Consider the following 12,380-nt stretch of genomic DNA (forward strand, 5'->3'; position numbering starts at 1 on the left):
GGGGGAGTACTACGTTCCGCGGGAGCCGTACTCGGCATCGATGAGATGCCGCTGGCTGAGAGGGCGAATAACGCCGACCGCTTTTACCTGATGCGGGTTATGCCGCCGGAGGGAGGAATGGCAGTGAATGCTGCCGCTATGGGTGCTGCCTCGATAGGTGAGGGTGGCACAGGGGATACGTCGTCAAGCGTTGTTATCGCAGGTGCGGGCATTATTGGCTTGGCGACGGCATGGAGACTACTTCGCCGGGGATTCGATGTGACCGTCCTCGATGCCGAGCCCGTTTCCGGCGCAACTTTCGCCGCAGCTGGCATGCTGGCGCCGGTGGCCGAAGTCGTGTGGGATCAGCCGACGCTGTATCCGCTGATGGTTGAGTCGGGCAAGCTCTACCGCGACTTTGCCCAGGCCATCGCTGAGGAATCAGGCCACGATGTCGGCTACATCGAGAATTCCACGTTTGTTTGTGCGGGTGATGCCGCCGACCGGCAGACCCTTAGCGAGCTCGTTGAGTTGCAGCATGACATGGGTATGGAGATCAACCGCATTACCGCCACCGAAGCGCGCCGGGCCGAGCCGGCACTGGGGCCGGGTTGTGTTGGTGCGGTGGATATTCCAGGAGATCACCAGGTCAATCCGCGTCTGCTCGCCGACGCACTGCTGACCATCCTGGGAGACCGTGTCATCCGCACCCGCGCGCAAGAGGTTATCTACGCTTCCGACCGCGCCATCGGTCTGGGCGGTGCGGACGGAAATGATTACCTCGCCGATGAGGTCGTTCTGGCTGCGGGGTTGAACACTGCCGATATCACCGGGCTGCCGGAGAATCTGAATCTGCCACTGCGCCCGGTCTATGGGGATGTGCTGCGTCTGCGTGTACCGGAGCGCCTGCGGCCGCTGGTCACCCGCACTATTCGCGGTGTGGTTCAGGGGCGTCCGGTTTATATCGTCCCGCGTGCTGACGGCACCGTCGTGCTCGGCGCTACCTCGCGTGAAGATGACCTGACCGGTGTCTCCGCCGAAGGAGTCCACCAGCTACTCCGCGACGCATACCGCCTGGTGCCCGGCATTCTCGACTGCGAAATCTACGAGATGACCGCCCGCGCCCGGCCGGGTTCCCCGGACGATGTCCCCATGATTGGCCGCGTGGCTCCAGGACTGACCGTGTCCACCGGCTACTTCCGCCACGGCATTCTGCTTACGGCTATCGGTTCCAAGCTCACCGCCGATGTCGTCGCCGGTCGAGAAAATGATAACGACCCGGCGCTTCTTTCCGCCGTCGATCCATTCCGCTTCAGCGACTAGAGGAGGCTCGCTTATGTCCACCACAACACTCAATGGCGAAGGCTACACACCGGCTGCGGGGGAGATGGTCGCAGATCTCGTCGCAAAGCACACAGGGCACGCGCTTAACGACGACGGCACCGCCGCGGACGGTACCCGCCTGGGGATTGCAGTAGCCGTGGATGGTGCGGTGATTCCGCGTGCCAAGTGGGCGACCACGCCCGTGGCAGGTGCAATCGACATCGTGACAGCAGTTCAGGGAGGCTAGAGATGACTGAGAAGTCCGCACAGGCAAATATGTCCGCACAGGAAAACGAAGCCGGGTCGACGAGCGAACTTACACGGGAACCGCTGCGCATTGGCGGGCTGGAATTGAACTCCCGTCTGATTATGGGAACTGGCGGTGCGACCAGTATGGATACGCTGGAGCGCGCGCTGGTGGCTTCGGGCACCGAGCTGACTACGGTGGCGATGCGCCGCTTTACGCCCGGCACGAAGCAGAACGTTTTTGAGATTTTGCAGCGCAACAATATCGCGGCGCTGCCGAATACCGCGGGGTGCTATACCGCTCGTGACGCGGTGTTGACTGCGCAGTTGGCCCGCGAGGCGCTGGAGACCAACCTGCTGAAGCTCGAGGTCATCGCCGACGAGGACACTCTGCTGCCGGATCCAGTTGAACTAGTTGCGGCAGCGGAGCAGCTGGTGGCTGACGACTTCGTGGTTTTCGCTTACACCAATGACGATCCGGCGCTGGCCAAGCGCCTGGAGGATCTGGGCTGTGCGGCGGTCATGCCGGCGGGCTCTCCGATTGGCACTGGCCTGGGAATTCTCAACCCACACAACATCGAGCTGATTGTTGACCGCGCGAATGTGCCCATCATCCTGGACGCGGGCATCGGCACCGCCTCCGAGGCAGCGCAGGCAATGGAGCTGGGCTGCGATGCGGTGCTGCTGGCATCCGCCGTGACACGTGCGCATGATCCGGTGGGAATGGCCACGGCGATGCGCTTCGGCGTTGAGGCGGGTCTGACTGCTCGCGAGTCCGGTCGCATTCCACGCCGCCGACTGGCTCAGGCGAGCTCGTCGTTTGAGGGAATCATCACCGAGCGCGTCAGCGGCGCACGCGAGCAGGATTCGCTGTAATGGCTGAGCAGGGGGTCAATCTATCGGATCGTGACCTGCGTCGGTACGCGCGGCATCTAACACTGCCGGGCTTTGGCGCCGAGGGGCAGCGAACTTTGCGAGCTTCCCGCGTCCTCGTTATCGGCGCTGGTGGCCTGGGATCGCCCGCGTTGTTGTACCTGGCCGGTGCAGGGGTCGGACACATCACCATTATTGACGATGACGTAGTCGACGAGTCCAACTTGCAGCGCCAGGTCATTCACCGCGAGTCTGACATTGGTCGCCCGAAGGCCGAATCCGCCGCCGATGCCGTGCGGCGCCTCGACTCCGAGGCATCGGTGACCGCAATTGTCGGCAGGTTGAGCGTCGACAATGCCGAGGAGCTCTTTGCCACTCACGATGTAGTGCTCGACGGCGCGGACAATTTCGCCACGCGCTACCTGTCCTCCGATGCTGCGGAGCTGACCGGAACACCGCTGGTCTGGGCCACGATTCTGCAGTTCGCCGGGCAGCTGTCCGTCTTCTGGCCAGGCCACGGTCCCATGCTTCGCGATCTCTACCCCGACATTCCCGACCCCGGCTCCGTACCGTCGTGCGCCGCAGGTGGTGTCCTCGGCGCAATGGTCGGACAGATTGGCTCGATGATGGTCGTCGAAGCAATCAAGGTGCTCACTGGTGTTGGCAAGGTCGGCGTTGGCAAGCTCGTGCTTATCGACGCCCTGGAGGCAACCACCCGCACACTGTCCTTTGCAGCCGACCCGGAGCGCGAACCCGTTTCCGACCTGACCGAAATTGCGCAGGTGTGCGCAGCATCGTGGTCCGAGGATGAAGAGGACCCGGCGCAGAGCGTGCGCAGCATCGGTCCCAACATGGCGCACGAGCTTCTTGCCAGGGGAGTGCCTCTCATCGATGTACGCGAACCCGATGAGCACGCGGAGGTCGCCATTGCCGGATCTGTGCTTGTGCCACTCGGTGACATTCGCAGCCGTGGGTGGGCTGCTGTGAATGAGGCACTTGCGCAGGCTGACGGTGTCGCAACTGGGGCAGAGGGAGTTCTCATTCACTGCCACTCGGGGGCCCGCTCGCAACAGGCGATTGAGCTGCTGGCCAGCGATACCGAGGCTGATGGTGTCACGCCGGAGCTCATTAACCTGGACGGGGGCATTGTGGCCTGGCAGGCGGCGGGGCAGGAGACCGTCGTGAAGCGTGGCGGAACGCACTAATTAGTAGCTGCCACCACGCTCTGTTGAACAGCTTGCCTACGCCTGCGGCTGCAGCGTTGTCGACCACAATTCGGTGCCCCGGGTGGTGAGCAGACGGACAGTCATCTCGCGTGAGTCGCCGTCGATATCGACTTCGCCGAAGTGTTGGAAATCCTGTGTGGGGTCGGCGTTGGCATTGTCCTTACCCGGTGCGTGGACGTACTCCACCTTCGGCCCGAAGGTCGGATCCATTTCGTTGGGGCCGAAAGCGCCCGCGTGGAGAGGACCGGAGACGAATTCCCAGAAGGGTGCGAAGTCAGTGAACTGTGCGCGCTCCGGGCTGTAGTGGTGAGCCGCGGTGTAGTGCACATCGGCGGTGAGCCAAACGATATTTGAAACATCCTTAATGGCGCTGAGCAGACGGGCGATTTCACGTTCACGTCCTGCAGGCGCACCGGTGGCACCATTGGATACGCTTTCTTGGTCACCATCGTCGCCGTCGGGGACGATGATTCCAAGCGGTAGGTCATTGGCAACAATCTTCCACGTTGCGCGGGAGTCCTTGAGGGAGTCGATTAACCAGTTTGTCTGCTTTTCGCCAAGGATTGGTTCTTCGGTTGTCGAGCGCGGATTATTGGAAGTGTTTTCTCCCTTGTAGCTGCGCATATCCAGGATGAAGATGTCTAGCAAAGGGCCGTAGGAAACCTTGCGGTATACGCGCCCATCAACAGCCATTTGCTGATCAAGTGGCTGCCACTCATGGAAAGCCTGGTAGGCGCGCTTGGCCAGGGTGTTGACATCGCGCTCGGTATAGCGATCATCGTCTAGGACTTCGTTGGGGTACCAGTTGTTGACTGTTTCGTGGTCATCCCACTGGACCAGCTGCGGAACCTGCGCATTGAAGGCCAAGTAGTTCTTGTCCATGAGGTTGTAGGAGTACTGGCCGCGATAATCCTCGAGGGTTTCAGCAACTTTGGATTTGGCCGGAGTGACATGGTTGTGCCACACAGTGCCGTCGGAAAGCGTGACGGATTCCTCCAGCGGACCGTCGGCGTAGCAGGTGTCGCCTGAGTGAATGAATAGGTCTGGATTGCGCTCCAGCATGGTGGAAAAGCCGGTGTAGCCACCGATCTCGTCGTTAATTCCCCAACCCTGTCCTGCGACATCGCCGGACCAGTGCAGGCGGATGTTGGATGCGCGGTTGGGGGCAGTACGGAAGGTGCCGATAACGGGATCAGAGCAGATTCCAGTATCTGCCTCTTCGAGCGTGACGCGGTAAAAGATTTCCTGTCCCGGCTCGAGACCGACGACACGTAGACGTCCGGTGCCGTCCGTGTCCGGAGTTAACAGAGAGTTGCTGCGGAATACCTTGGCATTCTGGAAGCTCTCTGTCGCGGCAGTTTCAACAACCATGTGGGCGGGGCGGTCTGAGCGAGCCCAAATTAATGCGCCGTCGCCGCGGATATCGCCACTTGCAACGCCGTGAGTGAGCTGTGGCCGAGAACGCAATAGCCCTGGGGAGGCCAGTGACGGCGAACCCGGTGTAACTGAAGCGGCAGCTCCAGAGGCATGAGCGAGCGTGACTGAAGTAGCAAGTGCGGTGGATGCGCCTAAACGTAGAGCGCTACGACGGGAAAGCTGCATGGAGTCGAACTTTAGGTTTTCCACTTTGATGTTCGGTTAAACCGGCGTGAACTCGAAGGGAAAAGTCGCAATTGCAGTACAAAGACCCGGTTATTGAGAATGGCTCCGCTTCTTTTTGTAACGTAGATAACTGACTTGGGAGGAATGTGTCTTCCGAGCTGTCTTTTAAAGACAGACAATCTAGAAGTGAAAGGCGCCGACCCCGACAATGGGATCTACAACAACGCCACAAGTAAACAAGCAAGAAAAGAAGTCGGGCGGTTTTCTTAAGAACCTGCCGACCGACCCGTTGATCTTCACGACAGCGATAGGTTTCATTGTCCTCTTTGTGGCAGTGACCGTTGTGCTGGGGGACACAGCTCGGGGTGCCTACTCGGCCGCTTCCGAATGGGTTACATCTAACCTGGGCTGGCTGTTCATCGGTGGTGTTTCTGCGAGCTTTATCTTCCTCATCGGCTTGTTCGTGTCCCGCTACGGACGCATTCAGCTTGGCGATGACGACGAAGAGCCCGAATACAGCATCGCTGAGTGGTTCGGCATGCTCTTCGCCGGTGGTACTGGCTCCATGCTGATGTTCTGGGGTGTGGCTGAACCACTCAACCACGCCTACAACCCGCCGTTCGGTCAAGAGCCGATGACCCGCGAAGCTCAGAACACTGCGATGGCATTTACCATCTACCACCTGGGTATTCACATGTGGGTCATCATGGCGCTTCCGGGGCTCGCACTGGGATACTTCATTTACAAGCGCCATCTGCCGCCACGCGTCTCCTCGATTTTCGCGCCGCTGCTCGGTGCCCGCATCTACTCATGGCCGGGCAAGCTTATCGACGCCGTTGCCATCATCGGTACGGTCGTCGGTATCGCGGTATCGGTTGGCATGGGTGCGCTGCAGATTAACTCCGGTGCTGCTCGTGTAATCGGTACCCCGGAAAACTCGATGGTGCAGCTCATTCTGATTGCCATCATTATTGTGATTGCCTCGATCTCTGTGGCACGTGGTTTGGACAAGGGCATCAAGTTGCTGTCCAATGCCAATATTTGGGCCGCCATGGGGTTGATGGTCTTCGTGCTGCTGATGGGCCCGACTTTGACGTTGCTGCGCCAGACTGTCGACACGACAGGTGTCTACTTGGATGCGTTGCCACGCGTCATGTTCTGGACTGACTCCTACGACGTCAACCCGAATTGGAAGCAGGGTGCCTGGACGGTCTTCTACTGGGCCTGGACAATCTGCTGGTCGCCATTTGTGGGCATGTTCGTCGCCCGTATTTCTCGTGGCCGTACAGTACGTCAGTTCATCGCCGGTGTGATTGCACTGCCGACAATCGTGTCAATTATGTGGTTCTCCATCTTCGGGCGTGCAGGCTTTGAATTGGAAAATGAGAATCCGGGTATTCTGACCAAACCAGTTGTCGAAGGCGGAGATCCCTCGCCGGCACTCTTTATCCTCCTGGAGCAGTACCCGCTGGCAACGCTTGTCAGCGTATTTGCGCTCTTTGTGATCATGATCTTCTTCGTCACCTCCATCGACTCCGCTGCGATGGTAATGGACATGATGTCCACCGGTGAAGAAAACAAGGCCCCGACCTTTTACCGCGTGCTGTGGGGCATCATGATCGGTGCTGTGGCAGCTTCTCTGCTGCTGATTTCTGGTGAAACTGCACTGGAAGCGCTGCAATCCGCGGTGATTGTCATTGGTGTGCCGTTCTTCTTCCTCCACTTCATCATGATGTACTCCCTGGTCAAGGGCATGAGTGATGACCACATGGCCGTGCGCAAGCCAGTCACGCGACAGTGGAGCAAGACCGACACTCCAGAGAAGTTGGAGAAGCACGAAGCCGCACCCGCACCGGGCTACGACGAAGAGGGCAATGAGCTACCACGCTTTGAGTACACCCACGATGACGAGGGACGCCTGGTTATTCAGTCCGATGTGGTCGTTGAAGGTGAGTTTGAGTCTGGCGAAAAGTCGGAATCGGAGGAGCCAGAGGAGTCGGGGACCAAGTCTGAGTCGTAGTAGAGCACGGTCGCAGTAGTGCCCGGCACTTGTGGCCACGCTATTCACCTATAGATGCACCGGAGCCTGTCCATCAGTGAGTAGCTCATCGATAGGAGCGAAGGCGAGGCCAACTACGAAAACGCCGCCCGACGGAAACCAAAAGTAGTTTCCATGGGCGGCGTCGCTGTGTTCGTCGTAAAGCGAATGTGGGTGCGTGGGTAATGCGGCGAGCTTTACTCGTGAGTGCCACGCAGATCTCGGTGGCCTTCGGCGTGCCAGTCGACATTGGTTTCATCCTTAGTGGTGACACCCACGTCGCGTTGATGCGGGACCTTCGCAATGATGTTGCGTCGAGCGCGGCCGGCGCGGAGCTGGCTTTCGATGCGCTCGGCAAGGTTGGCCAGGCCGAAGTTGATGGCGATGAGAATGATTGCCACGACGACCAGCGATGGAATCATGGCGCCGTAGTACTCGCCAAGCTGGCGACCAGAGCGGACAACCTCGACGTAGCCAATCATGTAACCCAGCGCGGAGTCCTTCAGCGCAATGACCATCTGCGAGATAATCGCCGGCAGCATTGCGGCGACTGCCTGCGGCAGCAAAATGGTGACCATCGTCTGGCGGTGGGAGAGACCCAGCGCAATCGCGGCTTCTCGCTGGCCCTTCGGCAGCGACTCGATGCCGGAGCGCAGGGTCTCGCCAATCACAGATCCGTTGTACATGGTCAGACCAAACACAACAGCGGCAAAGCCGAGGTAATTCGACGGGAACAGCTGCCAGATGGCGAACACCGAGTAGGCAAACAGCATGAGCACCAGCACCGGGATGGCGCGGAAAAACTCGACAATCACCGAGCACAGCCAGCGCACGGGTGCGATTGGGCTCAGCCTGCCGACGCCCAGGAGAGCGCCAATCACCAGCGACAGAATAATAGAGACGACAGCCGCGACAATGGTGCTGACCAGGCCGGGCAGTATGTATGTGGTCCAGGTTGTGGATTCGAGGAAGAACGACCACTTATTGGCCTCGAACTGGCCCTTGTCGGCCAGTTTCATTCCCACCCAGGCGAGGATCGCAACGGTGATTGCGGCCACGATCCAGGTGAGAATTCGGTTGAAGCGCTGAGCCTTGGGGCCTGGCGCGTCGTAAAGAACTGTTGCGCGAGTAGCCATTAGCGCTTCACCGCCCATCGCTTGCCAGCCCAGCCGAAGAACAGACCGGTCGGCAGAGTCAGAATAATAAAGCCGACAGCGATGATGCCGAAGATAATCAGGATATCGCTGGCGTAGTTTTCGGTCATGGTCTTCATCAGCAGCGACGCTTCAGCCACACCGATGACCGAAGCAATCGTGGTGTTCTTCGTCAGTGCAATCAGGGTATTGCCGAGCGGCACGATAGCGCCGCGGAATGCCTGCGGGAAGATGATGTGGCGGAAGCTCTGGCCGAAGCTTAGCCCCAGGGAGCGGGCGGCTTCGGCCTGCCCGAATGGCACAGTATTAATACCGGCACGCAGGGACTCCGCGACAAAGCACGAGGTGTAGGCAACAAAAGCCAGCACCGCCAGGCGGAAGTTCTGCTTGACAATAAAGGAGTCATTCTCCGCAGCCAGCAGCAGGCCCAAGTTGTAGTAGAGGCCCATCGAGGCCAGCAGGACAATCAACGTCAGCGGCGTATTGCGGACGATGTTGATGTACCAGGTCGACAGGGTACGCAGGATTCCCACGGGGCTCACACGCATGGCGGTGAGAAGCGTGCCAAAGATCAGGGAACCAATTGCCGAGGCAATCGTCAGTTTGATGGTCACCCAGAAAGCCGGCAGCAGTTCCGGCCCCATTTCACTCCATAGTTCTGGATTCATTGTTTGCTCGCACCCCTTCCTACTTCTTCTCTACGAACGACAAATCGCCGATTGCTGGCTTTTCGTCGAGCTCGAACTTGTCGCCCAAGTGCTTCTTTACAATCTTCTGAAGTTCACCGGTGTCGTACAGCGACTCCAGCGCCTCGTTGATGGCCTCACGGCTGGCATCATCGCCCTTGGGTAGGCCGATGCCGTAGTACTCGTTGGTCCAGTAGGAGCCATCGGGGTTACGCAGCTCAACCACGCGGAAGTCATCGCCGAAGCGTTTCTTGTAGCGCTGGGCGAAGCCCGCGAGAATGGTCGCATCGGTGGTCAGGGCATCGACGACACCCTGCTTCACACCTTCGGCGCATGCGGCGTAGGTATCGAACTCCTGCAGCTGCACCTCCGGCAGAGCGTCCTTGACCTTCTGTGCTGGGGTGGAACCGGAAACAGAACACAGGCGAGTGCCCGGGGCGACGTCGTCAAGCCCCTGGATGCCCTCGGAACCGCGCACCAACAGTGCCTGGTGCGTGACCAGGTACGGGCCGGCGAAGTCGACGGCAGCCAGGCGGCCAGCGTTGATGGAGTAGGTGGCGGCAATCATGTTGACCTCGCCGTTGTTAATTAGCGTCTCGCGCTGAGCGGACGGGGTCTCGCGCCACTCCATCTCGGGCACATTCCAACCGTTCTTGTTGGCGATGTACTCGATGACGTAGCGGGAGACATCTGTGTCGACGCCCGCGAAATCGCGATCCGGGGTGCGCTCACCGAGACCCGGCTGGTCAAACTTCGTGCCCAACGTCACGTGCCCGGCCTCGATATCGGCCAGCAGGTTTCGGGGCCCGCCGCTACCGCAAGCCACGAGGCTCATTGTCGTGGCAACAGCTACGACAGCCGCTGCAACTCGCTTGCCGACGACGCCTCGGCGGCTCTGGTTGCGACTGAGTCCCCGGCCTCCTCGTAATAGTGAAAGCTTCATGGTGACCAGCCCCGCCTAGTGCCCGACGATCTTGGCCAAGAAGTCCTTGGCGCGATCGCTCTGCGGGTTGGTGAAGAAGGTCTCCGGGTCGGTGTCTTCGACAATGGACCCCTCGGCCATGAACAGGATGCGGTCGGCCACGCGGCGGGCGAAGCTCATCTCGTGGGTGACGCAGACCATGGTCATGCCGCCCTTGGCCAGGTCGGTCATGACATCGAGGACCTCGTTAATCATTTCTGGGTCGAGCGCGGAGGTGGGCTCGTCGAAAAGCATGACCTTCGGGTCCATGGCCAGGGCGCGGGCGATGGCGACGCGCTGCTGCTGGCCGCCGGAGAGCTGTGCCGGGTACTTGTCGGCCTGTTCCGCAATGCCGACACGGGCGAGCAGCTTGTCCGCACGCTCGCGGGCCTCGGCTTTGGAGATCTTGCGGACCTTCAGCGGGGCCAGCGTGACGTTGTCCCGAATGGTCATGTGGCTGAAGAGGTTGAACTGCTGGAAGACCATGCCAACCTCAGCGCGCAGGCGGGTGAGTTCCTTGCCCTCTTCGGGAAGAAGCTTGCCGTTGATGCGAATTTCGCCACTGTCGATGGTTTCCAGGCGGTTGATGGTTCGACACAGGGTGGACTTACCGGAGCCGGAGGGGCCGAGGATGACTACGACCTGACCAGCTGGGATTTCTAGGTTGATATCACGCAAAGCGTGGTAGTCGCCGTAGTACTTGTTCACCCCGGCAATCGAAATCATGCTCTGTGGTGTGGATGATTCAGTCATGGGGGAAAGTATAGGTGATGCACCACACATAACAGTTACCGGTGTTCCTTGTCCGATATTCACCTGTGAAAAGTGACTGCACGCCAATTAATAGTGACTGCACACCAGTTAGTTCTGAATATTTACGTGATGGCGCTGCGCAACAGGCTTGCGGCCATGTACGAACCAGTAGAAAACGGCCGCGAGAACCACCACAGCCGCCAGGCCTGCGTACATCTTGTCGAAGCCAATCGTGGCAGCTACCGAGCCCAACACGATTGGGCCGAGGCCGATGCCTGCGTCGACAAGTAAGAGCAGCGTCGAGATACCCGTGCCCAACTTGTGCGCCGGCGCCAGGTGCACGGAGATGGTCTGGCACGCCGGCATCAGCGTGCCGTAGCCCAGGCCGCAGAGCGCGCCAGCGGCGATGACGTGCCAGTCAGCGGTTGCGAAAGCCAGAACAAGCAGTGAGATGGTGAAGCACACCAGGCCGATGGCAATTACCGGGTTGTCGCCGCGGCGATCCTGTAGGCGTCCCAGCGAGAAGCGTGCTGCCATCATCGCCACCGCATAGGCGATGAAGAAGAAGCTGGCGCCCCTAGTCAGGCCGCCCAGCTGCGAGTATCGGTTCAAAAACGTAATCACGCCCGCATACGCCAGGCCGATGAGCAGCATGAACAGGCCAATCGGCACCACTCTCGGCGTCATGATGTCATCGAAGGAAAATGTGCGCTTCGTCTCGCTTGCCGACGAATCCTCGGTGGCCTCGGCCTTGGTTTCCGCAGTGGCGGGCCCGTTGTGTTGTGGCAGAACGAGTGCCAGCACCAGTCCGACAATGGACAGGCCGAGGGCTGTGGCAAAGAGGACGCTGTAGCCGACCGAGCCAATAAGGGCTAGGCCGAGAGCTGGGCCAATCGCGGTGGCCAGGGTGGTGCCGAGCGAGATGTAGCCAGTTCCCTCTGCGCGGCGCGAAGCCGGAATAGCGGTCTGGGCGGCGGCCATCACGGCGGTGGAAGCTAATGCGTAGGTCAGGCCGTGGATGATGCGGATTGCAATCAGGACCGGCAGGGATGCGGCCCAAATGTAGGCGGCACAGGCTGCCACGATGACAGCGAGCGAGCCAAGCATGATTCTGCGACCACCGAAGGTGTCCACCAAGTAGCCGGAAAAGAGACGCGCGATGGTGGCGCCGACCACGAAAGAACTGGCAGCGAAGCCACCGGCGGCATCTGAGGCGGAGAAGCGCTGGACGGCGTAGAGCGCCATGACTGTGATTGAAAGGTAGAACACCAGGTACATGCTGAAGTTAATCAGCCAGCTGATGATGAACGCGGGGGAGAAGAGCTTGTCTTGCCCGTGCTGCTCGTCCTGCTCGTTCTGTCTGCGCCTGTTCTGCGTGGTCGTATGCGTTGTCATGCTGAAAATACGGTCTCTTTTCCCGTTTGAAAACGATCGTGGAATTAGTGCTGTGGCAAAACTGCTTCCCGGCATTTGTATCGTGCAAAAATGCAGTTAGGGGTCGAATTATAACAATTGGTTTGTATGATGCAAACGCGCTTT

11 protein-coding genes and 1 riboswitch are annotated in these 12,380 nt (G+C 59.7%); of the genes, 5 read left to right on the plus strand and 6 right to left on the minus strand.

Going from position 1 to position 12,380, the window contains the following annotated elements; genetic code table 11:
* Positions 1–8: 8 nt before the first annotated feature.
* A riboswitch (TPP riboswitch) is annotated at positions 9–131 on the plus strand.
* From thiO to I6J19_RS04615, 4 genes are all read left to right on the plus strand, one after another.
* Positions 118–1,302, plus strand: coding sequence for a glycine oxidase ThiO (gene thiO, locus I6J19_RS04600; protein ID WP_455709006.1), 1,185 nt, complete (start codon positions 118–120; stop codon positions 1,300–1,302). It overlaps the preceding riboswitch by 14 nt.
* A gap of 13 nt (positions 1,303–1,315) precedes the next feature.
* On the plus strand, positions 1,316–1,549 hold the full coding sequence (gene thiS / locus I6J19_RS04605; protein WP_038626535.1) for a sulfur carrier protein ThiS: 234 nt from the start codon (positions 1,316–1,318) through the stop codon (positions 1,547–1,549).
* A gap of 29 nt (positions 1,550–1,578) precedes the next feature.
* Positions 1,579–2,424 carry a thiazole synthase gene (locus I6J19_RS04610; RefSeq protein WP_049180896.1) on the plus strand — a complete coding sequence of 282 codons (846 nt, stop codon included), beginning with the start codon at positions 1,579–1,581 and terminating at the stop codon, positions 2,422–2,424.
* The gene (locus I6J19_RS04615) at positions 2,424–3,626 is read left to right on the plus strand and encodes a ThiF family adenylyltransferase (protein WP_038626531.1); all 1,203 of its coding nucleotides are present in this window, start codon (positions 2,424–2,426) and stop codon (positions 3,624–3,626) included. Before I6J19_RS04610 ends, I6J19_RS04615 begins: the two co-directional genes overlap by 1 nt.
* Before the next feature lie 36 nt (positions 3,627–3,662).
* On the opposite strand, the gene I6J19_RS04620 is transcribed toward I6J19_RS04615, so the two are convergent.
* Positions 3,663–5,249: an alkaline phosphatase D family protein gene (locus tag I6J19_RS04620; protein ID WP_038626528.1), complete on the minus strand. Its 1,587-nt coding sequence runs from the start codon at positions 5,247–5,249 to the stop codon at positions 3,663–3,665.
* A gap of 208 nt (positions 5,250–5,457) precedes the next feature.
* On the opposite strand from I6J19_RS04620, the gene I6J19_RS04625 reads away from it, so the two are divergent.
* Positions 5,458–7,269: a BCCT family transporter gene (locus I6J19_RS04625; protein WP_049180880.1), complete on the plus strand. Its 1,812-nt coding sequence runs from the start codon at positions 5,458–5,460 to the stop codon at positions 7,267–7,269.
* A gap of 215 nt (positions 7,270–7,484) precedes the next feature.
* On the opposite strand, the gene I6J19_RS04630 is transcribed toward I6J19_RS04625, so the two are convergent.
* From I6J19_RS04630 to I6J19_RS04650, 5 genes are all read right to left on the minus strand, one after another.
* Complete coding sequence (locus I6J19_RS04630) at positions 7,485–8,423, minus strand: amino acid ABC transporter permease (protein ID WP_038629155.1); 939 nt, start codon at positions 8,421–8,423, stop codon at positions 7,485–7,487.
* Positions 8,423–9,109: an amino acid ABC transporter permease gene (locus I6J19_RS04635; protein WP_038626526.1), complete on the minus strand. Its 687-nt coding sequence runs from the start codon at positions 9,107–9,109 to the stop codon at positions 8,423–8,425. The genes I6J19_RS04630 and I6J19_RS04635 overlap by 1 nt, the downstream gene beginning before the upstream one ends.
* A gap of 19 nt (positions 9,110–9,128) precedes the next feature.
* A complete protein-coding gene (locus tag I6J19_RS04640; protein ID WP_038626524.1) occupies positions 9,129–10,070 on the minus strand; it encodes a glutamate ABC transporter substrate-binding protein in 942 nt (313 codons plus the stop codon).
* 15 nt (positions 10,071–10,085) lie between these two features.
* Positions 10,086–10,814: an amino acid ABC transporter ATP-binding protein gene (locus I6J19_RS04645; protein ID WP_038626522.1), complete on the minus strand. Its 729-nt coding sequence runs from the start codon at positions 10,812–10,814 to the stop codon at positions 10,086–10,088.
* A 135-nt stretch (positions 10,815–10,949) separates the two neighbouring features.
* The gene (locus I6J19_RS04650) at positions 10,950–12,236 is read right to left on the minus strand and encodes an MFS transporter (protein WP_038626521.1); all 1,287 of its coding nucleotides are present in this window, start codon (positions 12,234–12,236) and stop codon (positions 10,950–10,952) included.
* Positions 12,237–12,380: the final 144 nt, after the last annotated feature.

The sequence above is a fragment of the Corynebacterium amycolatum genome (genome assembly GCF_016889425.1).
In the GTDB taxonomy this organism is placed as follows: Bacteria; Actinomycetota; Actinomycetes; order Mycobacteriales; family Mycobacteriaceae; genus Corynebacterium; species Corynebacterium amycolatum.